The sequence below is a fragment of the Chryseobacterium sp. KACC 21268 genome, from assembly GCA_028736075.1.
Lineage (GTDB): Bacteria > Bacteroidota > Bacteroidia > Flavobacteriales > Weeksellaceae > Epilithonimonas.
The window spans coordinates 2,661,569-2,688,226 of sequence record CP117875.1 but is presented as its reverse complement, the minus strand read 5'-3'; the positions used below and the strand labels follow the sequence as shown (position 1 = coordinate 2,688,226).

Annotated in this window: 24 protein-coding genes; 17 read left to right on the top strand and 7 right to left on the bottom strand. The window is 38.6% G+C overall.

From position 1 onward, the window contains the following. Nucleotides 1-71 precede the first annotated feature (71 nt). Entirely contained in the window at nucleotides 72-1,427 is a 1,356-nt protein-coding gene (locus tag PQ459_12520; GenBank protein ID WDF48724.1) for a deoxyguanosinetriphosphate triphosphohydrolase, read from the top strand. A gap of 64 nt (nucleotides 1,428-1,491) precedes the next feature. Here the strand turns inward: PQ459_12520 and lipB are convergent, their stop codons facing one another. From lipB to PQ459_12505, 3 genes are all read right to left on the bottom strand, one after another. Next, on the bottom strand, nucleotides 1,492-2,202 hold the full coding sequence (lipB, locus tag PQ459_12515; protein WDF45719.1) for a lipoyl(octanoyl) transferase LipB: 711 nt from the start codon (nucleotides 2,200-2,202) through the stop codon (nucleotides 1,492-1,494). 108 nt (nucleotides 2,203-2,310) lie between these two features. Then, on the bottom strand, nucleotides 2,311-3,594 hold the full coding sequence (locus PQ459_12510) for a T9SS type A sorting domain-containing protein (GenBank protein ID WDF45718.1): 1,284 nt from the start codon (nucleotides 3,592-3,594) through the stop codon (nucleotides 2,311-2,313). Between the two features lie 187 nt (nucleotides 3,595-3,781). Continuing rightward, on the bottom strand, nucleotides 3,782-4,567 hold the full coding sequence (locus PQ459_12505) for a T9SS type A sorting domain-containing protein (GenBank protein WDF45717.1): 786 nt from the start codon (nucleotides 4,565-4,567) through the stop codon (nucleotides 3,782-3,784). 106 nt (nucleotides 4,568-4,673) lie between these two features. Between PQ459_12505 and PQ459_12500 the strand changes: the two genes are divergently transcribed. The 8 genes from PQ459_12500 (at nucleotide 4,674) to PQ459_12465 (ending at nucleotide 13,371) form a co-directional block, all read left to right on the top strand. Next, nucleotides 4,674-6,806 carry a TonB-dependent receptor gene (locus tag PQ459_12500; GenBank protein WDF45716.1) on the top strand — a complete coding sequence of 711 codons (2,133 nt, stop codon included), beginning with the start codon at nucleotides 4,674-4,676 and terminating at the stop codon, nucleotides 6,804-6,806. Between the two features lie 4 nt (nucleotides 6,807-6,810). Further along, a complete protein-coding gene (locus PQ459_12495; protein ID WDF45715.1) occupies nucleotides 6,811-7,896 on the top strand; it encodes an HmuY family protein in 1,086 nt (361 codons plus the stop codon). Between the two features lie 28 nt (nucleotides 7,897-7,924). Next, nucleotides 7,925-8,806 (top strand): ABC transporter substrate-binding protein, encoded by an 882-nt coding sequence (locus tag PQ459_12490; GenBank protein WDF45714.1) that lies wholly within the window; start codon nucleotides 7,925-7,927, stop codon nucleotides 8,804-8,806. 100 nt (nucleotides 8,807-8,906) lie between these two features. Continuing rightward, nucleotides 8,907-9,947: an iron ABC transporter permease gene (locus PQ459_12485; GenBank protein WDF45713.1), complete on the top strand. Its 1,041-nt coding sequence runs from the start codon at nucleotides 8,907-8,909 to the stop codon at nucleotides 9,945-9,947. Next, the gene (locus PQ459_12480) at nucleotides 9,944-10,720 is read left to right on the top strand and encodes a heme ABC transporter ATP-binding protein (protein WDF45712.1); all 777 of its coding nucleotides are present in this window, start codon (nucleotides 9,944-9,946) and stop codon (nucleotides 10,718-10,720) included. The genes PQ459_12485 and PQ459_12480 overlap by 4 nt, the downstream gene beginning before the upstream one ends. Nucleotides 10,721-10,735: 15 nt before the next feature. Beyond that, nucleotides 10,736-11,380, top strand: a complete 645-nt coding sequence (locus PQ459_12475; GenBank protein WDF45711.1) for a class I SAM-dependent methyltransferase — start codon at nucleotides 10,736-10,738, stop codon at nucleotides 11,378-11,380. Nucleotides 11,381-11,396: 16 nt separating this feature from the next. Then, on the top strand, nucleotides 11,397-12,419 hold the full coding sequence (locus tag PQ459_12470) for a hemin-degrading factor (protein ID WDF45710.1): 1,023 nt from the start codon (nucleotides 11,397-11,399) through the stop codon (nucleotides 12,417-12,419). Between the two features lie 79 nt (nucleotides 12,420-12,498). Further along, the gene (locus PQ459_12465) at nucleotides 12,499-13,371 is read left to right on the top strand and encodes a ChaN family lipoprotein (protein WDF45709.1); all 873 of its coding nucleotides are present in this window, start codon (nucleotides 12,499-12,501) and stop codon (nucleotides 13,369-13,371) included. 4 nt (nucleotides 13,372-13,375) lie between these two features. Here the strand turns inward: PQ459_12465 and PQ459_12460 are convergent, their stop codons facing one another. The 4 genes from PQ459_12460 to PQ459_12445 all read right to left on the bottom strand — a co-directional run bounded on the left by PQ459_12460 (nucleotide 13,376) and on the right by PQ459_12445 (nucleotide 16,055). Continuing rightward, on the bottom strand, nucleotides 13,376-14,017 hold the full coding sequence (locus tag PQ459_12460) for a hypothetical protein (protein WDF45708.1): 642 nt from the start codon (nucleotides 14,015-14,017) through the stop codon (nucleotides 13,376-13,378). 1 nt (nucleotide 14,018) lies between these two features. Further along, nucleotides 14,019-14,999 (bottom strand): endo alpha-1,4 polygalactosaminidase, encoded by a 981-nt coding sequence (locus tag PQ459_12455; protein WDF45707.1) that lies wholly within the window; start codon nucleotides 14,997-14,999, stop codon nucleotides 14,019-14,021. Nucleotides 15,000-15,045: 46 nt separating this feature from the next. Next, on the bottom strand, nucleotides 15,046-15,564 hold the full coding sequence (locus PQ459_12450) for a GNAT family N-acetyltransferase (GenBank protein ID WDF45706.1): 519 nt from the start codon (nucleotides 15,562-15,564) through the stop codon (nucleotides 15,046-15,048). Nucleotides 15,565-15,680: 116 nt separating this feature from the next. Then, nucleotides 15,681-16,055 (bottom strand): hypothetical protein, encoded by a 375-nt coding sequence (locus PQ459_12445; GenBank protein WDF45705.1) that lies wholly within the window; start codon nucleotides 16,053-16,055, stop codon nucleotides 15,681-15,683. Nucleotides 16,056-16,164: 109 nt separating this feature from the next. Here PQ459_12445 and PQ459_12440 point away from each other — a divergent pair, with 109 nt between their 5' ends. The 8 genes from PQ459_12440 to PQ459_12405 all read left to right on the top strand — a co-directional run bounded on the left by PQ459_12440 (nucleotide 16,165) and on the right by PQ459_12405 (nucleotide 26,602). Beyond that, entirely contained in the window at nucleotides 16,165-16,842 is a 678-nt protein-coding gene (locus PQ459_12440) for a response regulator transcription factor (GenBank protein ID WDF45704.1), read from the top strand. Between the two features lie 123 nt (nucleotides 16,843-16,965). Then, nucleotides 16,966-18,267: an ATP-binding protein gene (locus PQ459_12435; GenBank protein ID WDF45703.1), complete on the top strand. Its 1,302-nt coding sequence runs from the start codon at nucleotides 16,966-16,968 to the stop codon at nucleotides 18,265-18,267. 315 nt (nucleotides 18,268-18,582) lie between these two features. Further along, on the top strand, nucleotides 18,583-19,830 hold the full coding sequence (locus tag PQ459_12430) for a TolC family protein (GenBank protein WDF45702.1): 1,248 nt from the start codon (nucleotides 18,583-18,585) through the stop codon (nucleotides 19,828-19,830). Then, nucleotides 19,830-20,912 (top strand): efflux RND transporter periplasmic adaptor subunit, encoded by a 1,083-nt coding sequence (locus tag PQ459_12425; GenBank protein ID WDF45701.1) that lies wholly within the window; start codon nucleotides 19,830-19,832, stop codon nucleotides 20,910-20,912. Before PQ459_12430 ends, PQ459_12425 begins: the two co-directional genes overlap by 1 nt. Before the next feature lie 117 nt (nucleotides 20,913-21,029). Beyond that, entirely contained in the window at nucleotides 21,030-24,128 is a 3,099-nt protein-coding gene (locus PQ459_12420; GenBank protein WDF45700.1) for a CusA/CzcA family heavy metal efflux RND transporter, read from the top strand. Between the two features lie 430 nt (nucleotides 24,129-24,558). Continuing rightward, nucleotides 24,559-25,191: a peptide deformylase gene (locus PQ459_12415; GenBank protein ID WDF45699.1), complete on the top strand. Its 633-nt coding sequence runs from the start codon at nucleotides 24,559-24,561 to the stop codon at nucleotides 25,189-25,191. A gap of 94 nt (nucleotides 25,192-25,285) precedes the next feature. Next, the gene (locus PQ459_12410) at nucleotides 25,286-26,209 is read left to right on the top strand and encodes a DsbA family protein (protein WDF48723.1); all 924 of its coding nucleotides are present in this window, start codon (nucleotides 25,286-25,288) and stop codon (nucleotides 26,207-26,209) included. Between the two features lie 45 nt (nucleotides 26,210-26,254). Then, on the top strand, nucleotides 26,255-26,602 hold the full coding sequence (locus PQ459_12405; protein ID WDF45698.1) for a phage holin family protein: 348 nt from the start codon (nucleotides 26,255-26,257) through the stop codon (nucleotides 26,600-26,602). Nucleotides 26,603-26,658: the final 56 nt, after the last annotated feature.

Below are 26,658 nucleotides of genomic sequence, written 5' to 3'. Positions count from 1 at the left end.
AATAAGTTTTTCCCATAAAAACTCAAATATTATTCCGTTAAAAATAAAATTTGAAGTAATTTTGAAAAATGATGAATTTAAACCAGATTTACACCAATCAGCGAACAGGAAATAATCCAAATACAAAGGCTTCGAGAACAGATTTTCAGAGAGATTTTGACCGGATTATTTTTTCATCAGCCTTCCGAAGACTTCAGAACAAAACCCAGGTTTTTCCTTTGCCAGGCAGTGTTTTTGTCCATAACAGGCTCACGCATTCTTTGGAGGTTTCGTCTGTAGGGAGAAGTTTGGGAAGCGTAATTGGTGAGTTCATCCATGATAGTTTTAAAAGTGACTTGACAGAGGATTCCAAAAGTTTTTACCTTCACAATCTGAGTAACGTCATTGCAGCGGCTTGCCTGTGTCACGATGTTGGAAATCCCGCATTCGGACATTCCGGAGAAGATGCCATTGCCAGTTATTTTGATAGAAATGAAACAGCGCTGAAACCAAAATTCAATGAAAAAGAATGGGCAGATCTGGTAAACTTCGAAGGTAATGCCAATGCAATCAGAGTGCTTGCCCAGCAACAGCAGGGGAAAGATGCAGGCGGGATCCAGCTTACTTTTGCCACACTGGCAAGTATTGCAAAATATCCCTGTGAAGCAATTGCCAAAACTAAAGGTGTGATCCACCGCAAGAAGTTCGGTTTTTTTCAAAACGAAAAAGATATTTTTCTGAAGATTGCTGAGGGAACGAATATGATTTCTGAAAGTGAAAATCCCCATATCTTCAAAAGGCATCCATTTGTTTGGCTGGTTGAAGCCGCAGATGACATCTGTTACAACATCATCGATATGGAGGATGCGCATAGACTGGGCATTGTTTCCACTGCTGACTGCAAAAATCTTTTCTTTGAGCTGGTAAAATCTGAAACTAATGATTTGAAAAAGGTAAAAGGCAAACTGGACTCCATAAGCAATGAAAACGAACAAATCTCTTACCTCAGAGCTAAAGTCATTAATGCCTTGATTAATAAATCGGTAGAACTCTATAAGACTAATTTCAATAAAATATTGGATGGCAATCTAGATCAGGGACTTTTGGATATTTATAAATCCGAAAACAAAACTTTACAGGATATTACCAGTTTTTCCATTGATAAGATTTATAACCATAAAGCAGTTGTAGAGATAGAAAATGCGGGTTACAATGTGATGTATGAACTTTTAGATCATTTTATTCCATCAATTCTGAAGTCTGAAGATGCCATGAAATCGTACGATAAAAAAGCACTGAAACTACTTCCAAAACAATTCTTTTATAAAGACGGAACAGATTATCAGAAAGTCCTGGGTGTTATTGATTATGTGTCCGGAATGACAGATAACTATGCGACCGATCTTTACAGAAAAATAAAAGGAATTGATATTGGAATGACAATGTAAAATTATAAATTATCATTGATAAATGATAGTTGATTTAAAATCGTTATCAATCATTAATTATCACTTATAATAGTTCACATCCAAAGACATCCACAAAATGTTTTTTGATCTTCTCCTTCACTTCTTCATAATCAACTTCTTTTTCAAGTTCTCTTTGCATAGAAGTGACTTGCTTATCGGAAATGCCACAGGGAATGATGTAATCAAAATATTTCATATCGGTGTTGACATTCAATGCAAAACCGTGAATTGTGACCCAACGTGACGCTTTCACACCCAAAGCACAGATTTTTCTTGCATAAGGTTTTCCGACATCAAACCAAACACCTGTTTCGCCTGGCGAACGTTCGCCTATCAAGCCATATTCTGCAATGGTTCGGATGATGACTTCTTCAAGATCTCGCATATAGCGGTGGATGTCCGTGTAAAAATTCTCCAAATCCAAAATAGGGTAGCCGACAATCTGTCCGAAACCGTGATACGTAATATCGCCACCACGATTGACTTTGACGTAAGTCGCTTCAATCTCTTTAAGTTTGTTTTCGTTGGCGAGAAGATTGGACTCGTGACCGCTCTTGCCCAAAGTGTAAACGTGCGGATGTTCTACAAAAAGTAAATGATTGGAAGTTGCCTTCAGATCTTCCGGATTTTCCCGATTGTGGATTTTGATATCTAGATTTTGTTTGAGTAATTCTTCCTGATAATCCCAAGTTGGCTGATAATCTTTGACACCGAGATCCTGGAAATTTACTTTTTTGTTGATGAGAGCATTCACTTTTAAGGGAATTATTTATACAAATTTACTCATTATTTAATCAAATCACAAGGCACAAAAAAACCACCCGAAGGTGGTCTCATAAAGAATAAAATCTGAGAATATGACTTACTTTACAATAAGCTTTTTTGTTTCTGTTTTTCCGCCGTAAGTGATTTTTACGAGGTAAGTTCCAGATGAAAGTCTGTTTAGATCCACTTCCTGAGTCGAGAATCCTGATTGGTTTGCGATAGCTGTCTCATAAACTTTTTTGCCAGAGAAATCAAAGATCTCTACACTTCCGTTTTTAGAAGCTGCTTCTTTGACATCAAACAAAATGTTCACTTTTTTATCTTCTTTTGTTGGATTCGGATAGATACCGAAAGTTCCTTTTTTACCAAAATCTGCTACACTCAAAAGATCTGTAATATCTTTATATTTGAAATACATATTACCTGTAGATGCACCACCATTAGATGTGAAATACAATCTGTAATATCTAGTTCCTTCTTTAATATAATAAACAACATCTGTATTGACTCCGGTAGTTGGTTTCCAAGAGTGACCGATGGTGGTAATGTTTTTAGAATAAGCTGTTGTAGCAGGCGCTGTAAAAGTAGAGACAGCCTGAGTTTCCGGTTGAACTTTTGCAACAGTAACATTTGGGCTTTGGATGACACCGGATAATTTGTACATCATAATATTGGCATAGAATGTATAATATCTCGTGAACATCAGATCCCAATTAGCTTTTGCTGGTTCCAGGTTTGGTACTTTTTCACCAGTGTCAAATGAGAAATAGTTGAAAAATGCATCATCTGTTCCGTTTGCAATGGTTCTTGTCTGAGTAGCATCCCAAGAAGTACCATTCCATTTAGCATATTTGAAAGTGTAACCTCCAAAGTATTCGTTGATGAAGAATTTGTAGTAAGTATTTCCGTAATCTAATACAAAAACAACTTTACCCACTACTTTGTGAGTAACGATGTCGTAAGAACCCCACCCGTAATTCAAGCCGCCTGCAGGAAGTAGGTTAGCTTCATCAAAAGAACCATCCTGGATTCTTTCTGTTTGGTCAGGATTGTACAGTGGCGCTCCCCAGTTTGCTTTGTCGGCCGGTGTCACAGTATCGAAAGCTGCTGGATCTGCGGAAACCTGGTAAGTTAGTACACTAGTTGCGTCATTCACTTTCACACCAAAATCCATTGCGCTATTTCTGTAAAAAGCAATATCCCATCCTGTGGCTGGTTGAGAAACAATGTTATTCGCAGAGAGGTCAAAAAAGACTCTGTTTGCATATTGTGGACCAGTAGTAAGTTCTACCTGTGTGTATCCATTTTCATCCGTTTGTGATAATACTGTTTGATTTACAGTGAAAGCAAGTAAACTTGCCAGAAGTAGTTTTGTTTTCATTGATTTTGAATTATTATATTAGTTATTTAGAATTATTCTACAAAACTAACTATTTGTTTTTAATTATTCTAAATAAGATTAAAAAATAAACTTGATAAAAATCATATTACTTTCGAGACCATAAAAAAGCCTTTCAAGATTAAACTTAAAAGGCTGTATGAAAAATCTTTAAAATAATTCTCGAGGCTTATTTTTTGATAAATTTAGATTTAACAGTTTGTCCATTAGTGCTTTCTATTGCTATGAAGTAAACACCAGTTTTCAGTCTGCTAATATCCAATGTATTGTTCGTGATTTTGCCCTCTGCTGCAATTTGTCCAGCTGCTGAATAAACTTTTGCAGTGGAAAGAGTGGTAGCAGATGTAAATTTCAAAGAGTTATTGTCAGCAGATACCGCAAATTTCACGTTGGAACTGAATGCATTTTCTGATACCGATAATGTCGCATCATATTTTACATTGTCAATATGAATTGGAGAGTGCATAGCCGCAGATGTAGTTCTGATAACCAAATAAGTTGCAGAAGAAGCAGGAATCGTAACTTTTACATTTTGAACAGTTGTGCTTGTCAATTCTATAGGGCTGCCTACAGCTACGAAAGTTGCCATATCAGCAGGATTGGTCGCTACTCCAACTTGTACAGACCCAGTAGTTCCTAATCCACCAGTAACCATTCCAGTGTCAAAAGATAGGGATTTATCTCCGGCAGGAGCTACGATTTGTGGTGTGATAAGATACATTGGTTGTGCTGTTGTACTTCCAGGATAAGCCTGTAGAGACTTGTCAGCTGTTGCTGTAACAATCATCATTGGCTGTGGGGGAAATGGCCCTGTTGGTAATTTTACAGACCATCCGTTTTGAGGAAAAGTAGCATTTCCAGATGTGAAATTATTGAAGTTTTCGTCGATCGTAGTTAATTGTGCATTTGCAACAACTGCAAATAAAGAAGCGGCCAAAAATAGTTTTGCTTTCATAATTGATTTTATTAAACGTAAATTGTTATTTAGAATTATTCCACAAAACTACGAAATTGTTTTTAATGATTCTAAATAAAATCTTATCTTCGCAAAAAATTTTTCAATGAAGAAGAGAACAATGAGCCTTCTGTCTGTGGCAATTTTGAATTTTGCTTACGGCCAAAAAGATTCAATTAGTCAAAAAAATATTGAAGAAGTTGTCATTACAGGACAATATAAACCTCAGTCTATCAACAAGTCTATCTATAAAGTAGATGTGATAGATGCTCTGCAAATCAAAAATATGGCAGTCACCAATGCTGCCGAAGTTCTGAATCAAAATCTTAATATTCTCATAGTTCCTAGTGCAAGTTCTGGGGATTCTAATGCAAATATTATGGGATTACCAGGAGCTTACACAAAGATCCTGATAGATAACATTCCTGTTGTAAGTGATGAAGGAATGGGGAATATGGTGGATCTTACCAAAATCAATGTTAATAATATAGAACGTATTGAGATTGTAAAAGGATCGATGGGTGTGGAATATGGTAACAATGCTGTAGCAGGCGTCATAAACATCATTACTAAAAAAGGTTACAACAAAAAATTTACAGCCAACGTATCTCTACAGGAAGAAACTGTAGGAAAGGAATATGATCTATATAAAAAAGGAAATGGACGACACGTTCAAAGTCTTAATCTAGGTTATAGGATTAATGATAACTGGCAGATCACAGCTGATATTAATCACAATGATTTCCAGGGATTCCAGGGCTCACAAAATGGTTACAAATACTTCAGTCAGAATAATGACGGACTCCGAGGTTATGAGTGGCAGCCAAAAGATATGATTGTAGCAAACGCTGCAGTAAGATATTCGAAAAATAAAACATCACTGTACTACAAAGTGAACTATCTCAATGAAGAGATAAATCACAGAAATTATCTTGTAAACGAAGAATATCTGGGTGGCGGGAACATCACATACTTCGCTAAGGATACAGATTATTTCACAAAAAGATGGATTCATCAACTAAATGTTCAAACGCAGATTGGAAATAGAATCAACTATATGGGAGATTTCTCTTACCAAATCCAGGAGAGACAATCTCAGAATTACAACTATGATGTTCCAAACCGTCAGTTGGTGTCAAAAGATGATAAATTAACTTATTTCAAATCCGAAGTTTTATATTCACGAGGGATGTTCAGTAATTTTCTGGATAGTGAAAAATTCAATTTCCAAATTGGTTATGAGCTAGACAGAACGAGTGGAATTGCAAACGCAGATCAGTTTATATACAACTATCAAGATCCTAATATTCATAAGAAGATTTTCAACTACGCTAACTTCCTTTCTGCGGAATGGAAATTAACAGATGACATTTCCTTAAGACCTGGAGCCAGACTGGCATTGAGTGATAAATTCGACAGTCAGTTCAACTATTCCTTAACAGGTAGATACAGTGTAGGGAATGACTCGACCCTGAGAGCAATCTTTGGTTCTGCAAACAGATTTCCCTCGTATGAGGAACTTTATACCTATATGGTGGACAGTAACCACGATATCAGAGGGAATGAGAATCTGAAACCAGAAACAGGGATTTCGGTAGGTGTCTTCACAGATCATACATTCAAATCTAATGGCAGTTGGAAATTTGACACTTCATTGAGCTGGATGTTTCTGCAGGTGCAGGATAGGATAGAAAGTGTAATCATAAGCAACAGTCCGCTGAGATATACTTTTTTAAATGTAGATGATTTTAAATCAAATATTTTCTCTGGAACTTTTAGTGCACGGAAAAACTCATTTTCTATAAACACTGGTGTTTCCGTAATGGGCGTTTCTCAGATTCTGAATACGGGCAATTTGAGCTCTCCGAGTGGCTACAATTATTTTGTCGAAGCTAATTTGGCAGCCAACTACACTTTACCAAAAGCAAAAACGATTTTCTCGTTATATTATAAATACACAGGGAATAGAAAAGCACTCGTTTTCGAAGCCGGCCAGACCATAGCAGAGCCAGGAAATTATGTTTTAGGAGATGTTGAGGACTTCAGTATGATGAATTTCACAGTGAGCCAGCCATTCTTTAAAAATCGCTTCGAAGTTACATTAGGAATCAAAAATATTTTCGATGTCAGTACGATTCGCAATACAACAGAATCCGGAAATGTTCACAATGGAGGCGCTGCAACCCAGAACTTATTTTATGGTAGAAGCTACTTTGCCCGTTTAAACTACAATCTCTAAAATTATGAAAAAGCTATTTATTTATATTTCAATAATTTCTGGATTTCTATTCCAATCGTGTATCAATGATAACGAAGATCCAGTGGCTGTCGCACCTTTGGATGGATCTGTAGTCAATCCCGTGGTTGGTGGCCCTACGCAGCCCAATCAGATTTGGTTTGATTTGAGTTCAGGAAAAGAAACAATGAATGTAAGAACAGATTGGGATCTCGGATTTTATTCTGGTTCTCAATTTAAAGTAATAATCAACACTTCCATAATGATGGCAGCTGGAGCAATTCCAAATGCAAATAATATTGATGCTGTCAAAGAATCTGACCTTACAGCCTTGAAGGAAAAGGTACAGGTTGCCAACTTTGATCCCACCAATGAAACATACGTAGATACTGTCACGGGGCAATATCTTACAGAACATACTGCAATTTCAGAAATCGCAGCAAATGATGCGGAGAATGCGGTTTATCTTCTCAATATGGGACGAGATATCTATCAAGGTTCTGTGTCTGTAGGCTCTGTAGTTACCGGAGGAGACAGCAGAGGTTGGATGAAAATTCAAATCACAAGAAATGGAACAGGCTACAAAATCAAGTACGCCAATTTGAACGATACGACACATAAAGAAGTCAATATCGATAAAAACTCGGATTATAACTTCAATTTCTTTAGCCTGAAAAATAACAGAGAACTTCTTATCCAGCCAGAAAAACATAATTGGGATTTATGCTTCACAGTTTTTACAAATACAATCGCTGGAGCAGGAACTTACATCTATGCAGATTTTGTTTTAAGTAATCTACTGAGTGGAGTTGCAGCGTATGAAGTGACAGTTACCGCTCCAGCAACGGGAGTTGAAGCTTATAATAATTTTAAAGCCGAAGACATAGATCCTACTAAGTTCATTGCCAACGATCATCGTGCTATTGGAGGTAATTGGAGAAATCCGGTTGGTACAAATGGTTTAGAAACTTATGGTGATCGTTTTTATGTAATAAGGGATGCAGAGGGATATTTCTTCAAAGTAAGATTTACAAGGATGACCAATACAGAAGGTATCCGTGGCTATCCACAATTCGAATACAAACCACTTTAAGACAAATCAATCTACAATAAAATAAACAATGAAAAACATCAAAATAGCACTCCTCTCAGCAATACTTCTTGCAGGCGTTTCTTGTAAAAAAGAAGATTCCAAAGTAGAGGCAAAAAAAGAGACCGCAACAGAAACTCCAGTGTCCAACCAAAGAATCGTGAGCATCAGCGGCGGAATTACCGAGATTGTTGTAGCACTGGGCCACGAGAAGGAAATTGTCGGGATCGATGTGACAAGCACCTATCCTGAGAGTTTGAAAAATACAGCCGAAGAGCTAGGTCACGTTCGTTCAATGACGATTGAGCCACTTTTGGCACTGAATCCAAGTTTGATCGTTGCTTCTGACAAAGATATCAATCCAGACCTACTGACGAAAATCAAAGCTTCCGGCATCAAATCAGAATTGTTCAATCAGGAATTCACAATCGATGGTACAAAGAAGTTGATTGACCAAGTTGCAAAAGCTTTAGGAAACACAAATCAGCAGCAGTTATTGGATAAGATCGATGCAGACATCAAGCAGATTCAGCCAATCGCTAAAAAACCTAAAGTACTTTTCATCTACGCCAGAGGAAATATGATGATGGTCGGGGGCAAAAACACACCAATGGCAAAAATTATTGAGATAGCTGGCGGAGAAAATGCAGCCAATGATTTCGAAGATTTCAAACCATTGACACCCGAAGCGGTCGTACAGTCAAATCCTGACGTCCTACTGTTCTTCAGCAGTGGATTGCAAGGTTCTGGCGGAATTGATGGCGCTCTCAAAATGCCTGGCGTTCCTCAAACCAATGCGGGTAAAAATAAGCGCGTGATCGCAATGGATGGTGGTTTACTATCTTCATTTGGCCCAAGAGTCGGTGAAGCAGCTGCTAGCCTAAACAAACTACTGATAGAATCCACAAAATAAAAGTCCCATCGGGACGAACGATTTTTTTAGCATAGGAATTTATTCCTATGGAAATAAGAAAAAGATAGGAATTCATTCCTATGAAAAACGAACATACGATTTGAAATCAAAAAGTCTTACATTTTACGCCATCATCGGTATTATTTTATTAATGCTGATGATGGTTTTGTCTTTGAATATCGGGGTTTTTGATTTCGGTAAATCGACTTCCTACGAGGTGTTTTGGAAATTTGTCACAGGCGATTCATCAATTTCCTTGAGCGAGAAATACATCATTTGGGACGTTCGAACTTCCAGAATTGTGATGGCCGTTCTTGTAGGGAGTATGTTGGCCGTTTCCGGAACCACTTTACAGGGAATGTTCAAAAATCCATTGGCAACGGGCGAGGCAATCGGTCTTACTTCTGGCGCTACATTGTTGGCCGCCATTGCGATTGTTTTAGGACATACTTTTGAGTCTTATCTGCCGGAGATCGTAAGAAATTCTTTGGTAGGTGTTTCCGCGTTCGTCGGTGCATTATTGGCAATGATCATTGTGTACAGGATCTCAACTTCTGGTGGAAAAACGAATGTGGTAATGATGTTGTTGAGTGGCGTAGCGATCACTTCAATTGGATTTTCAATCACCGGATTTCTGATTTACATTTCAAAAGATGAGCAACTTAGAGATTTGACCTTTTGGAATCTAGGAAGTTTGGCAGGAGCAACCTGGACCAAAAATATCATCTTAACGATGGTCCTAATATTATCGTATCTGGTCATTTTACCAAAAGGAAAAGCCTTGAATGCGATGATGTTAGGCGAGAAAGATGCACAACACTTGGGAATCAATGTTGAAACTTTGAAGAAACAGATCGTCGTTTTAACCGCTTTGATGGTAGGAACTTGCGTCGCATTTTCTGGAACGATTGGATTCGTCGGATTGATTGTTCCTTACATTTTAAGATTGCTTTTCCGTTCAGATTATCATTTCATTTTACCGTTGTCAGCCGTTTGTGGAAGCATCTTATTGTTATTTGCAGACACGATCAGCAGAACGATTGTTGCACCTTCAGAACTTCCAATAGGAATCCTAACCTCATTGATCGGAGGACCGATTTTTATTGCCATTTTAATTAAATTCAAAAGCACATTAAGATGATAAAAGGGCAAAAGATCAATTATCAAAGTCAGAAAATCAGCATTTTGAAGGATGTTGATATCAATGTTGGTTTCGGGGAATTCCTGGCGATCGTTGGTCCAAATGGCGCAGGGAAATCCAGCCTTCTGAATTTGTTAGCGAACGAAATCAAAACCGATAACAAAAAGAATATCCAGTTCAAAGACAAGATCCTGTCCGACTGGAATCTGGAAGAGCTTTCCAAACACAAAGCCAAATTCTCCCAACACAACGCGCAGGACATTCCACTTTTGGTAGCCGATGTTGTGATGATGGGACGTTATCCATATTTCAGTTCACAGCCGCATCAAGAGGATTTCGAATCGGTACAGAAAGCGATGGCAGAGACCGACATTGTACATTTCCAAAAGCGGGAATACAACTCACTTTCGGGTGGCGAGAAGCAGCGTGTTCATCTGGCGAGAGTTCTGGCACAATTGGACAATGAGATAGAAAATACGTTACTTTTCCTGGACGAACCACTTAATAATCTGGATATTAAGCATCAATACAAAACATTGGAACTGATAAAGAATTATACCAAAACCAACAACACAGCGATCGTTGTTCTACACGACTTGAACCTCGCAGCACAGTTCGCAGACCATATTTTATTAATGGAAAAAGGCTCGGTGTTGTCGTACGGTTCACCAGAAAAAGTGTTCACGGCAGAAACCATTTCCAAGGCTTACAATTTCCCTTGTACAATTTGCAAACATCCGGTCAATGACAATACGATGATCTTATTTGGTTAAATAAAAACTAAACTAATGACAGAAAACGAACTCAAAATATTAGCACAACAGTTATCAAATCCCGAAGGTGAAGTTGGCAAAGACGTCGCCAAAATGATGAATGAGACCAATATCTCGATGACCAAAGAAACAGTCAAAGCTTTGCTGTTAACGGATAGCGAAAAGGTTTTGGAACTCGGTCACGGCAACGCTGGACATTTGTCTTACCTTTTGGATTTTGCTGAAAACATCAGTTACACAGGTCTGGAAATTTCTGAAACTATGAAGTCAGAAGCAAAAAGTATTAATCAAAAATATCTTTCTCAAGCTAAATTTCAATTGTACGACGGAAAAAAAATCCCTTTTGAAGACGAAAGTTTTGATAAAATAATGACGGTCAACACCATTTATTTCTGGGGAAGTCCAGTCGATTTTCTTAATGAGATCTACAGGGTTTTAAAGGAACACGGAAGTTTCGTCCTCACGTTTGCGAAGAAAGATTTTATGAAAAATTTACCTTTCACAGCAGATTTCAAACTTTATAATTACGAAGACATCGAGATGCTGATCTCTCAAACCAAATTCAAAAGGATGATCAAATCGGAAAAAGAAGAACTGATAACGAGCAAATCTGGCGAACTGGTCAAAAGAGAATACAACGTTTTAACAATCAAAAAATAAATCAAAATAAATTAATATGAGTACATTAATTAATGAATTAAAAGAAAAATGGGAAGCGCTAAAAGCAGAAAACCCACATTTGAGAATCAGAAACGCGGCGGAACAATTGGGCGTGAGCGAAGCTGAATTATTGGCTACAAACGTTGGAAACGGCGTTACAGTTTTGAAACCTGAGTTTGCAGACCTTCTACAAGAGGTTGTAAAGCTGGAAAAAGTAATGGCTTTGACCAGAAACGACGAATGCGTGCACGAAAGAAAAGGTGTTTATTTGAATCCAGATTTTAGCAATCCTCACGGACAGGTTTTCGTAGGCGAAGATATTGATCTTAGGATTTTCATCAACTCTTGGAAATTCGGTTTCTCAGTGATCGAAGGCGATAGAAAGAGTTTGCAATTCTTCGGAAAAGACGGATTGGCGCTTCACAAGATCTATCTGACAAACAAAAGCAACGAAGCAGAATTTGATGCGTTGACAGAGAAATATGCAGCGTACGAACAATCCCCAAATGTTGTTACCGAATCTGTTCCTGGTAAACCTGCAGAGAAAGCAGATTCTGAAATAGATGTCGCTGGTTTCCAACAAGCTTGGAAAGATTTGAAAGACACACACGATTTCTTTATGATGCTTAGAAAATTCGGTGTGACTAGAACCCAAGCTTTGAGATTGGCGCCGGAAGGTTACGCTACAAAAATCGAGAATTCTAAAGTGGTGAACGTTTTGGAAGATGCTTCTGAACAACAATTGCCGATTATGGTTTTCGTTGGGAACAGAGGTATTATCCAGATCCATACAGGTGAAGTTAAGAAGACACTTTGGCACCAGCAATGGTTCAACGTGATGGACCCGGATTTCAACCTTCATCTGGATACAACGAAGATTGCAGAAACTTGGATCACCAAAAAACCAACCGAAGACGGCGAAGTCACTTCGATTGAAGTATTTAACAAAGAAGGCGATTTTATCGTTCAACTTTTCGGAAAAAGAAAACCTGGAAATCCAGAACTTCAAGGTTGGAAAGATCTTGTCGCAGCTTTGTAAGATCCAATTATAATTATTGTTAATGAAGCCGTTTTTTAGTTTTAATTGACTTTAGAACGGCTTTCTTATTTGTTTTAAAATGAAGAAGTTAATATTATTTTTATTGATGTTAAGTATGCCTATTTTTCAGGCTCAGGATTTCCGTTCTTATCAATTCTTTGATAAAAAGTCAAAGGCCGTTTCGCCAGAAAAAGTGGTGAAAGAATTGGTAAATTATGATGTGGTTTTCATTGGCGAACATCACGACAGTTCCATCAATCATTGGTTGGAGAAAAAGATTACCGAAGCACTTTTTGATCAAAAAAAAGGTCAATTAATTCTGGGTGCGGAAATGTTTGAAAGAGACAATCAGAAAGCACTTGATTCTTATCTAGGTGGGAAAATTGATCCGAAAGTTCTGAAAGATTCTGTTCGACTTTGGAAAAATTATGAAACGGATTACAGACCTTTGGTAGATTTCGCGAAAGACCATCAACTGAAATTCATCGCGACAAATGTTCCCAGAAAATACGCGTCTCAAACATCAAAATCGGGAATTGAAAGCTTGAACCAATTGCCGGAAAATGAAAAGAACTGGATTGCCAAATTACCGATTGAAGTCACTTTGGAAACGCCAGGCTATAAAGAAATGAAATCCTTGATGGGTGACCACGTGGACGAATTAAAATTGATGAATTTCATCTCAGCGCAAGCCATAAAAGATGCGACAATGGCAGAATCGATTTTCGAAAATCTACAGGCTGGAAAGACTTTCATCCATTACAACGGCGACTATCACAGCAAGCAATACGGCGGGATCTATTGGTATTTGAAAAAGAAAAACCCGAATTTGAAAATTGCAGTGATTTCTGTTTTCGAATCAGAAAAGTCTGAGTTGGCTTTGCCTGAAAAAGATTTTACTCCAACAGAATTTAATTTGGTCATTCCGAATGATATGACGAAGACTTATTAGAAATTTACTTCTTCAATTTTACAAGAATCCTTTGCTTAGAATATTCCGAAATATTCTTCAAAGGATTTTTGTATTTGTAACTCATACTTTTCCGTGAATTAACATCCATTTGAGTAATTGCAGGTTTTTGGTCATCAGAATTCTCCAGCAGAACAATCGTATGATCGTCTTTCCAATAGGCATCTTCGACCCAATTTGATGAGCCGTAAAATTTGATTCTTTCAATTTTTTTATTCGGAATATCAACCAGATTAATTTCCTGATCGACTTCGAAAACTGGGTTGCCATTTTCATCCAAAATCCAGTGATTGCTGTCGATGTCGATATATTTTTTCAGGTCGGGACTGTAAATTAAAAAATCAGAATAAAGCTTATCAAATTCCTTATCATAGCTTCCATAGATATTTCCGGCAGTCTTATCAAACGAACTTTCCGAAACAAATTCAAAATTATCGAAATTAAAATCTGGATCAAGTGCTTTGTAATAATCTGTCCAGTTTTTCAAGGTTTTATTGTTGTCAGAATGAAAATTTTTAGAATCAATCCTTTCATTATTTTTCGCAGAATGTAATTGATTTTCAGTTCCCTTTTTATCGCTGCAAGACAACAACAAGAACATTGAAATTACAAAATATGAACTTTTCATTTTATTGATTTTCATAATACTCAAAAGCGTCAATGATATCCAGATAAACGCCATCAAATCTGGCATCAATGATTTTCTTTAAATAAGAATTTTCGTTTCCAAAAATGATATTTTGCCAATCCTGATTCCAGTATTTCACTTTGTAATTTCCTGCCCAATCCGGATTTTCTGCATCCAGCCACGAAGGTCGATTTGTACTCCAGTTACTTTGCCAGTAATATCTGTAATCTTCCGCTTCACCAATTGACATATAAGAAATTACGAGTCTTTTTCCACCGTTTGATTTGGTTTTCAATTGTTCAATTTCCGATGATGTGAAACTGTTATGATCTTTAAAAAACATATCCATAATGATTAAGTCATAATTGGTTTCCTTTACAGAGTTGATAAAATCAGTTTTAGTATTAAAATTCGAAGGATTGATCAGATAAAGGAAGTTTTTAACCTGAGACATTTTAGTAATGTTATTGGCATTTTCCTGATGAATTGGATTCGGAAAACTCGGAATAGCATCCAGTTCTCTTTTGTTGGCTGCAAATGAAACATAGCCGGAATTTTGATTTTGAGAATAAGAACTTGTCACTTTTGTTAGCGTAGCACAATAATCAGTTACGAGAATTGTTTTTCCGGCATTTTTAGAAACATTTAAAAGTACTTTCAGATATTGGTTATCTGCGCTGGAAGTAGCCTTATCATCTTCGTCATAACCAAAGAAAAGATCTTCCTGTCCATTGGCATCAATGGCGTTGAGATAAGCCGTGTGAGGATTCCCGGATTCATCGCCGTTATCTGTCACGAGTTCAATTCCGTTTTGTGGAATAACGAGAAAATTTTGATTTATTGATTTTGAATACTGGCTAATTCCAATCACAAACTCACGCATTCTTTGTTTGTATTCCGTTTCGTTATTAGAATCGTCCTCATCGTTCTTACAAGATGAAAATAAAAGAAATATTGTCAGGAAGATGAGACTCTTTTTCATTAATGAATATTGATTTAGAAAAGAACGAAAATTAATGATAAAGATTTTATTTCAAATGGTTTATTGAATTCAAACCGTAGATTACATTGTTAACATTATTTTCGTCTTTTTTATTTACAAGATGTTCAAAACCGAATTTCTCCAATATTTTTCTGGAACTCAGATTTTGTTTGTTCGTGAAAGCTTGTAGATATTCAAATCCAAGTTCGTTGAAGGCAAGTTTAAGAATCGCTTTCAACGCATCGCTCATAATACCTCGACCTTGAAAATGGGGAAATAATTCGTAGCCAACTTCCGCATACTTTTTCTCGTGATCGATATTCCAAAGGCAGATCGTCCCAGCCAATTCATTTTCTGGAATTGTTTTGATGGTAAAGAATAAAATCTCGTGTTGATGATTGATTTTATGCTCAATGAATTCCTCAATATCAGCCAAAGTTTTGTTGAGATCCCTATTTACGAATTGACTGACCTCTGGATCAGTTCTCAGTTTGAAAAGACTCTCCGCATCAGCCTTTTCGACGATTTTTAATTTGATTTTGTCAGTGATTATTTCAAGGTTCATAATTTGATTTTATCAATTTTTTTTAAAGAATTTGATCTCGTGATTCCGAATTAAATGACAAACACGCACTAAACTAATTTATGAATTTCTTTTAACCTCCCATTCATTTCTAAATTTTAAGAATCTGATTTTTCAGTAAATTGTTTAAAGAAACTTTCATTTCGTATTCTTAATTCTTTCTTATTTTCAAGTATTGTTAGATTCGTGAATTGATTTATAATTACCTCTTTATCAATAATGTAAATGCCGCCAGACCAACCGTGATTCCCCAAGGTCATCTTCCAAACCTTATCAAATGAATATGAAAAGTAGGCGCCTTCGTCAGAGATCTGTGGATATTGCGCATCAAACACATCAAATTTAAATTTGTGCTTCTCAAAAATTTCAAATAGATCTTCAAGTTTTGAAATTGAAGTAAAATCTAATGTCATTTTTTTTTGGTCAACAGGAATTCCAAGTTTCAGAAATTTATTGGAAAGGCTTTCGATCATTTCTATTATTTTAACAAAGCTAATTTAACAAAAGTTCGACCATAAAATATCATCAATTTGAATTCTCCCAATTTACTTTTTCCCATATTTGTAAAAAAATTCTCAACAAATGCAGGCATTACTTTTAGAAGACGATTCTGTTCTCTCTTCAGAAATTGCACTTTTTCTGGAATCGAGATCCATAAAAACCGACAAAGCTGAAGACGGCGAAGTGTTCCTGAATATGTTCACCGACAAAACCTACGATATTTTTTTATTGGACATCAACGTTCCGAAGATTAACGGATTGGAAATCTGCAAAACCATCCGCGAAACCAATTCCGAAACGCCAATCATCATCATTTCTGCCTATGACGGAATCGAGGAGAAGAAGGAGGCTTTTCTGCACGCTGCAGACGATTATCTAGTGAAACCATTTTTGTTGGAAGAATTACTATTGAGGATCAATTCCCAAATGCGAAGGCTGACGCCAAAGACAGAAGAAGTAGAAAAGATTGTGATAGAAGACCTGGAAATCTTCCCAGAAGACAGCAAGGTTTTCCGCTCCGGCGAAGAGATCAGCCTGACAGTGAAGGAATTTCAATTATTGGTTTTACTGGCGAGAGCTAACGGAAGAACACTTTCCAAACAATATATCTCCGATGAAGTCTGGAAAAACCAATTCCAATCCACCAACAACGCGATTGAAGTTTACATCAATTTTCTCCGCAAAAAAATCGATAAGAACTTCAAAACCAAACTCATTCACACCAGACCAGGTTTCGGATATTACCTAAGCCCATTATAAATTCAAAGTTGAAAATTCGAAATTAATCATTCATCACTTATCATTCATCATTTATAGATCATGTCTCTGAAACGTAGGATAGCACTCAGTCTTAGCATTGCATTTTCCCTTATATTCGGGATTATGATGTTTGTTGTTTACATTTCCTTCAATGATTTCAGAAGAGATGAATTCAAGGAGCGTTTTCAGAAACGTCTTGTTTTCACAGTCAATTTTATTGAGAAATCAAAAGATTTTGAAAGAGAAGCGCCTATTTTCTTTGACGAAAATTCTGATAACGTTTTGCTAAATGAGAATATTATGATTTTCAATGCAGAAAAAGAATTGGTTTACAGTACATTGAAAGACAAAAAGATTTCTTGGGACGAGTCACTTCTGGAACGATTGGACAAAGAGAAAACGGTTTATATAGAACATTCGGCACCAGAAATTTATGCGACATTAAGGAATATCAACGGTGAAAATTATTATATTCTTACAAGCGCTCAGGATGTTACAGGAGAATCGAAACTTGACTTTTTAAAGTATATGTTGATTTTTTCTTATGTTGTCAGCATCATTTTGATTTGGTTTTTCAGTTATTATATTGTTTCGAAGTTTTTAGAACCTTTGGAAATTTTGAAATCCGATATTTCAGAAATAAGTGTTCATAAACTTACAACGCCTGTTTTAGTCAAAAATCCAAAAGATGAAATTGGCGTTTTGGCAACTTCCTTTAACCTAATGACCAACCGACTCAATGATGTTTTCCAGTCGCAGAAAGACTTCAATTCCAGTGCGGCTCACGAGATGCGAACGCCATTGACAAGAATGGCCTTTCAGCTGGAAAATTTGATTCAACTTGAAAATCATTCGCCAAAAACCAAAGCGACCTTAAATCAAATGTTGCAGGATGTTCATCAATTGTCGGACCTTACGATTTCGTTGCTTTTACTTTCGAAGTTTGACAAAGAAGGCATTGCCAGCGTTTATGAAGAAGTACGGATTGACGAAGTGGTTTTCGACGCTTTCGAGTCTGTTCATCGTAATTTCCCGGAATTCAAAATGGATTTCCAGATCGACGAAGAGAGTAGTGAAGATGCATTTCTGACCGTCAAAGGTGTTAAGTCTCTACTGGAGATCACATTTATCAATCTGTTCAAAAACGCGGCGCTCTATTCAGATGATCAGGAAGTTGACATTTCCATCAAAGAAACCGAATTCCGGATCATTGTCAATATTTTTTCGAGAGGAACCATCATTCCAATGTCCGAAAGAGAAAAACTATTTGAAGCCTTCATGCGAGGCAGCAATTCTCAAAACAAATCAGGTTCTGGCCTTGGTTTGCGCATCGTGAAACGCATTTTGGAATATCACAAAGCGGAGATTTCCTACACTTCGCTCTCGGATAATGAGAATCTTTTCACCGTGATTTTTAATAAGTAATATTTTATTTGGGGCAGCTTTATACGCCTTCCGCTCCCAATCTTTTTGCCTTGGCTTTTCCCAATGCAAAAAAGAGCTCCACTCAAGTCGGGCTGCGCTTCGCAAAGTTTAAACATACGGAATGACAATACTGCGTTTTTAAATCTGCAAAATCTGCTTGATCTGCGAGAACAATATTGCTTTAAAATATTTTCAATAAGTTCAAAAAATCCTTGCATGCTTTGCATTCAAAACCACAATTAAGTTTTTTTTAAGTCTCATTTAAGTCCGTTTTAATCGAGGAAGGTCACTTTTGTAAAACCAAAACGAGATAAAATGAATAAAATAACAACGCTAGTGTTATCCGTTTCGGCATTTGTCTGTCTATCCGGACAGCAGCAGATGTCTCTTCAGGATTGCGAATTAGCATTTCAAAAAAACAACCTTCAAGTTCTCGCCGCGCAGTACAATATCAGTATGGCAGACGCCGATATTATGCAGGCCAAGATCTGGGAATTGCCACAGATCAGCGGTTACGTGAATGCTTACAATCCCGAGGACAAGCGCGCTTTCGATGTTGGCCGGGCAAAAGGTGCAGAGATCACACAGCTCATCTATCTCGGTGGTAAAAAGAAAAACGAGATCCAATTTGCCAAATCCAACAAGGAACTTTCGCAATTGCAATTCAACCAGTTGTTGGTTGACCTGCGATCTCAACTTCGGGAGACTTATTACAATCTGATCTACGAACAAAAGAAACAGATCAGCATCGATGGACAGTTGAAATATATGAATGAGCTTTTGGCAGCTTACAAGATCCAGACGGATAAAGGAAATATCTCACTCAAGGATTATGTAAGACTTCAAAGCATCGTCATTCAGTTAAACAATGATAAGATCGAGATCAACAATAATATTTTGGCATTCCAGCAAAATATGAAGATCCTGACAGGCAATTCAGACAACATTCTTCCCAACATTTCCAAGCTTGACGAGAATGACATTTTAATCTCTCAGCCTTTCGGCGATTTGGAGATCCTCAAAGAAAAAGCTTTGGTCAACAATGCCGATTATCTTTATAATCTTCGATTGATAGAGAACAGCAAACTCTTCGCCCAATGGCAAAAATCATTGAACACACCAGATCTGAATCTTGGCGCAGAATACGATCAAAACTCTGGAACATTCAGAAATGAGATCAATTTGAAGGTTGGAATCCCCATTCCACTTTGGAAAGTGAACAAAGGAAATGTTGAAAAAGCAAAATATGCAATCCAACAAAACGAGAAAAACTCAGAATATCAAAAACTGAATCTCGAAACGCAGGTAGAATCGGCCTATCAAACCTGGAAAAATCAATACGACCAATATTTCGAACTTAAACCTGTGGATGTAGAAAACCTCAATACGGTTTATAACGGAATCCTCAAGAACTTTCGAAGCGGAAACATCAGCCTGATGGATTTCACAGACTTTCTGGAAAGCTACAGACAAACGGTGCTGCAGATCTACGAAATGAAAAAGCAGATTATGATCTCTGCAGAGCAGCTCAATCAATTAGTACAAACCAAAATCTTCTATTAATGCAAAAAATTATTATTCCCATTATCCTCGCCATCAGTTTGATCTCCTGTTCCAAAAAGGAAGAAATTGTGAAGGAAGAGACAAAAGGTTTTGAATTGAGCCAAACAATGCTGAAATCCACAACATTTGCCAAGGTGGAAAAGAAATTCATTGAGGACGAATACAGCTTCTACGGAAAGATCTCTGCGGACAAAAATACCTACATCGATATTTTCCCTCTGGTTGGCGGCAATGTCTTAAGTGTGAATGTTGAATTAGGAGATTATGTCCACAAAGGTCAGGTCTTGGCAACCATCAGAAGTACCGAGTTGGCAGAAGTTCAGAAAGATGTCAGCGATGCGAAAACAGATTTGCTCGTGGCTGAGAACAATCTTCGCGTTGCCAAAGAAATGTACGCCGGCAAACTCAACACGGAAAAAGATATCTTGGAAGCACAGGGCGAAGTTCAAAAAGCCAAAGATGCTTTGCACCGATCCAACGCGGTAAGCACGGTTTACAATGTGAAAAGAGGAAATATCTACAGCGTGATCTCGCCAATCAATGGCTACATCGTTCATAAAGACATCAATAAAGATATGGAACTCAGAAGCGACCGAAGCGAGAATATCTTCGATGTTGCAAATACCAAAAATGTCTGGGCCATTATGAATGTCAACGAAGCGGACATTGATAAGATCAACCTTGGAATGAAAGCCCAGGTTTCCACATTGTCCTATCCCGATAAAGTCTTTTTTGGCAAGATCGACAAGGTCTTCAAGATCATCGACCCAGATACCAATTCTATGCAGGCTAGGGTAGTTCTAGATAATTCTCAAGGCTTGTTGATCCCGGAAAGTAAGGCAACTATCCGGGTTTCTTCTGCAGAAAACGAAACCGCTTTGGCGATTCCATCTAGTGCCGTCATCTTCGATGACAACCGATATTTTGTAGTGGTTTACAAATCCCAAACCGATATCAAGGTCAAGGAGATCAAAATCCTGAAACAAAATACAGAGAACACTTACGTCGCAAGTGGCCTTGCAGAAGGTGAAACCGTGGTGACCAACAATCAATTGTTGATTTACCGCTCTTTGAATAATTAATATTTAAAGCTTTCCGAGAAACCATCAAGGTTTACTATCAATAGCCGTAAGTTTTACCTACGGATCAGTATTAATATGAATAATCATAAATAAAAATTGTGATTCAAAATATAAAATATGAACAAATTCATAAAAAGTATCATAGGATTTTCCCTTAAAAATAAAGCCTTCACATTCATTTGGGTGGCGATTCTGGCGGTTGCCGGTTTCATCAGTTTCAAGAATATGCCGATTGAAGCTTTCCCGGATGTGACGAACACACAGATCGTCATCATCACCCAATGGAACGGGCGAAGTGCAGAAGAAGTAGAACGATTCGTCACCACACCGATTGAACTGGCAATGAGTCCGGTCCAGAAAAAGACAAGCGTCCGAAGTACCACAATGTTCGGACTTTCCATCGTCAAGATCTTGTTTGAAGATGGAGTGGACGATATTTTCGCAAGGAATATGGTCAACAACCAATTGCGAACCGTCAGTTTGCCAGACGAAATAGACCCGGAAGTGCAGCCACCTTATGGACCGACGGGAGAGATCTACCGTTACACCTTAGAAAGCAAAGACCGGGATTCCAGAGACCTTTTGACACTCCAAACCTGGGTGGTCGACAGAGCTTTGCGAAGTGTTCCTGGCGTTGCGGACGTCAATGTTTTCGGCGGTCAGGACAAAGTTTTTGAATTAAGTATCGATCCCAGAAAATTAGACAAATACAACCTGACACCAACCGAAGTTCTGGATGCCGTCACCAATAGCAACCTGAATGTCGGCGGCGATGTCATCGAGAAAAGCGGTCAGGCTTATGTCGTTCGTGGAATTGGTTTGGTTAAATCCATTGCTGACATCGAAAATATCACCGTTCATAACGACAGCGGAAATCCGATCCTTGTCAAGTATGTGGCAGACGTTCACGAAGGCTCGATGCCGAGAGTTGGACAGGCTTCTCTCAATAATGAGAATGACACGGTGGAAGGAATCGTCGTGATGAGAAAAGGCGAGAATGCACAGGAAGTTCTGAAACTGGTGAAAGCCAAGATCGAGGAACTGAATACCAAGATCCTTCCGAAGGATGTCAAAATGAGGACTTTCTACGACCGCCAAAACTTGATGGATTTTACCACCAATACGGTGATGCACAACCTTTTGGAAGGAATCATTCTCGTAACGGTCATTGTATTGATCTTCATGGCAGATTGGAGAACGACCCTGATTGTATCCATCATCATTCCATTGTCATTACTGTTTGCTTTTTTCTGTTTGAAGATGGCTGGAATGAGCGCCAACTTATTATCCTTAGGAGCAGTGGATTTCGGGATCATTATTGACGGTGCCGTCGTGATGGTCGAAGGATTATTCGTAATGCTGGACCACAAAGCGAAGAAATATGGAATGGAACGCTTCAACAAAATGGCAAAAGCTGGTTGGATCAAACAAACCGGAACCGGATTAGGAAAAGCGATCTTTTTTTCAAAATTAATTATCATCACCTCTCTTTTACCGATTTTCTCTTTCCAAAAAGTGGAAGGTAAAATGTTCTCTCCATTGGCATTCACCTTAGGTTTTGCATTGCTGGGTGCATTGATATTCACGCTGACTTTGGTTCCTGTGATGTCGCATTTGCTCTTAAAGAAAAATGTTAAGGAAAGACACAATCCATTCGTGGAATTCTGGGACAAATATGTGATGAAAGGTTTGAAGTTCACGTTCAGATATAAGAAAGTCAGCCTTTTCGTTTCGACTGCGGTGTTGGCGATCACTTTATTTTCAGCAACATTCCTTGGAACCGAATTCTTACCACAGTTGAATGAAGGTTCGCTTTGGATCACAGCAGAAATGCCTATGAGTTCGTCCCTGGACAAATCTTTGGTCACAGCCAACGCACTCAAAAAAGACATTATGAGTTTCCCGGAAGTGACCGATGTTCTGGCGCAGACGGGTAGAAGTAATGACGGAACCGACCCGAACGGATTTGGTTTCGTACAGTTCGCCGTCAGCCTCAAACCAAAAGATGAATGGAAACGGAAGATCACGTACGATGAATTGATCGAGCAGATCGATAAAAAATTGAAAAATTACCAAGGCATCACCTTCAATTATTCACAACCTATTTCTGATAACGTTGCTGAAGCAGTGGCGGGTTTCAAAGCGGAAAATGGCATCAAGATCTATGGTGACAATCTGCATACTTTGGACAGACTGGCGGACGAAGTTCTGGCTTCCATCAAAGATGTGGAAGGTGTGAAAGAACCTGGAATCATCAAGAATATTGGTCAGCCAGAGATCAGCGTGGTTTTGGACAGAAGCAAAATGGCGGCGTACGGCGTGTTACCAGCCGATGCACAAGCCGTTCTGGAAATGGCCTTTGGTGGAAAGACAGGTTCTGAAATGTTTGATGGCGAACGGAAATTCCCTATCAGATTGCGTTACGCTCAGGAATACAGAAAGAATGAAGAAGATATCGCATCCCTAATGGTTCCAACTCAGGACGGTGCGAAGATTCCATTGAAGGAAATCAGTACGATCGAGAAAGAAAATGGGGCAGCTTTCATTTACAGAGATGATATCAAGCGTTACATTGGGGTCAAGTTCTCTATCCGTGACCGAGATCTCGGTGGAACGATTGCCGATGCGCAGAAGAAAGTAGATAAGATCAAATTGCCAGATGGTTATTCGATTGGATGGACCGGACAGTTTGAGAATCAGCAAAGAGCCACCAACCGATTGACGCAGGTGGTTCCGATCAGTATCATTGGGATCTTCTTCCTTTTGTTTATCTTATTTGGGAATATGAAAGATTCACTTTTGGTTTTGGCGAATGTTCCCTTTGCCTTGATCGGCGCGATCATCGCACTACATTTGACCAATATGAATTTCGGGATCTCTGCAGGTGTTGGGATGATTGCACTGATCGGGATCTGTATCCAAAATGGGGTGATCCTGATTTCTGAGTTCCATCAAAATGTCAAGAACGGATTATCCTTGGATTCATCCATTATGGAAGGCGTGAAAGTGCGAACGAGACCTGTGGTGATGACTGCCTTGATGGCCTCTATCGGACTTCTGCCAGCAGCACTTTCCACAGGGATCGGTTCTGAATCTCAGAAACCTTTGGCGATTGTCATCATTGGTGGACTGATTACCGCAACGATACTGACCTTGCTCATCTTCCCAATCATCTTCTGGATTTTTAACAGAAGGAAAAATGAAGTGATCAATTAAAACACAAATTCATTATACTGTAGTTGAGTTATAGTTGTTAGTTTCTCTCTAGTTGACGTTCTCCCGGATCATTTCGGGGGAACGTTTTTTTTTTGTCTCATTTTGTTTTAAATCGAAAAACATCAACAGCTTTTGTTTAATGCAACTTGACCTTTTATCAAACATAAGGTCCTTTTAGATATCCTATTCAAGCATTTTGTCCATCGGATTTGGTGAAGATGTTTTTTTAACTTTAAAAATATCTGGAAATTTAATGTAAAAATGAATAGAATCTAAAAGCTTCAACTTGGCGAAGCGCACCCCGACTTGAGCGGAAATCCTTTTTTGCGTGGTCTTGGGTTCTATTAATGACAGATCTTCTGCAAAAAAGATTGGGAGCGGAAGGCGGATAAGGGGCCCAAAATATTTATCTTTGAAATAAAAATAAACGATGCGGAATTTTACGGTCTTAATATTACTGTTCGTGGGAACCTTGGTTTTTTCCCAGAAATTTTCAAAAGAAGAAAAAGAGTTGATCCTTGCTGGAGATTCAAACACCGCTTTGCCAATCTACCAAACCGACCAGGAGGACCAACACAAAGTGCTGCTGAACCAGTCCGAAGAGATCTCGCCCAAAGCTAAAAACCTGCCGATCCTGATCGAGAGAATGAGGTTGGCTCTCGCTGCAACTGGCGGTGGCGTTGGGATCGCAGCACCTCAGGTCGGGATCAATAGGAGAGTGGTACTGGTGCAACGCTTTGATAAGCCTAATGCGCCGGTGGAATATTTTATCAATCCGAAGATCACCTGGTGGTCGGAACTGTTGAACAAAGGTCCGGAAGGCGACCTGTCGATAGAGACTTTCCGCGGTGATTTCTACAGAAGCTACAGCATCCGATTGGAATATTATGACCTGGAGAATAAGAAACACGACGAAATGGTGGAAGGTTTCACGGCTGTGATTTTCCAGCACGAGATCGACCATTTGTTTGGGGTTTTGATCTCTGATAAATTGGAAAAGGAAAGAAATGAATCCTATAAACCACTACAATTTTACAAGAAAAGCAGCTCAACAACGCGATGAACTCTGACCAATGAATGCTAAAAAACTAATCCTGATAAGCCTAAGTCTGTTGTCATTCTCCCTCGACGGACAGACCAAGAAAACTAAAAAAACAATGAACGAATCTACAACACACAACAATCCACTGCTTTGCGACGCAGAAACTGGCGTCTGCGGCGTTCCTGAAGTTGGGAATAACGACAACATTAAAATCGATAACAAAGAACGATCCATCAAGGTCATCTATTTTACCGACCCGATCTGCTCGTCCTGTTGGGGCATAGAGCCACAGTTGAGAAAGATGAAACTGGAATATGGCCAGGAAATCGAATTGGAATATCATATGGGCGGATTGCTCCCAGACTGGAGCTACAACAGTGGTGGCATCAGCAAACCATCGGACGTTGCGCACCACTGGGACGAGGTCAGCGGTCATTATGATATGCCAATTGATGGTGATGTGTGGCTGGAGGACCCATTAGATTCTTCTTATCCGCCGTCGATCGCTTTCAAGGCTGCGCAGTTGCAGAGCGTTGAAAAGGCGATCATCTTTATGAGAGAACTTAGGGAATTGGTCTTCCTGAAAAAGAAAAATATTGCCAAATGGGACAACATCGCTTTGGCAGCAGAGAAAGTTGGTTTGGATGTCAATCAACTCAAATCAGATTATGAAGGCAAAGCCAAAACGCTTTTCGAAGACGATCTGAAGTTGGCCAGAAAGCTAGGCGTAAGAGGTTTTCCTACATTATTTTTCGTGGATGCCAGCGGCGAATCCCAAACAGTTTACGGCACCAAACCATATCCATTTTATGAAATAGCAATCCTAACCGCCAATTCGAAAGCTACCAAAAAAGAATATGCAAAAGACTGGGAATCATTGTTCAAAAAGTACAATTCTCTCACTGCAAAAGAGTTCAACGAGCTATCCGGAAACAACCGAAAAGAAAGCGAACGGATTTTGGACGAACTCACTTCCCAAGGAAAACTGGAGAAACTGACGACCAAAAACGGCGCGATCTGGACAGTGAAAGCCAATTAGGTCTGGTTTTTGAATAGAAAGTTTCAATCTATAAAATTCAGAACTATGAACTTCATTATCCGTTTGCTGATCACCGCGATATCAGCGTTTATCCTTAGCAAAGTCCTTACAGGCGTTCATTTCGACGGCTTTATGTCTACAGTAATCTTCGCCATCGTTTTGGGACTTCTCAATCTGATCGTAAGACCGATTCTATCGATCCTATCATTGCCGATCACGATTTTGACCTTGGGACTTTTTTCCTTTGTGATCAATGCGTTGATCATCTTGTTGGCCGACTATCTAATGGACAGTATGGAAGTCGCAGGCTTCTGGTGGGCACTTTTGTTCAGTATTTTGCTCTCGCTGGTCACATCAGCTTTCTCCACCATCTTCGAAAACAACGAGGATTAAAAATAAAAAAGAGTTTCAGTCAATTGAAACTCTTTTTTTATGCAAATCATTTGGGC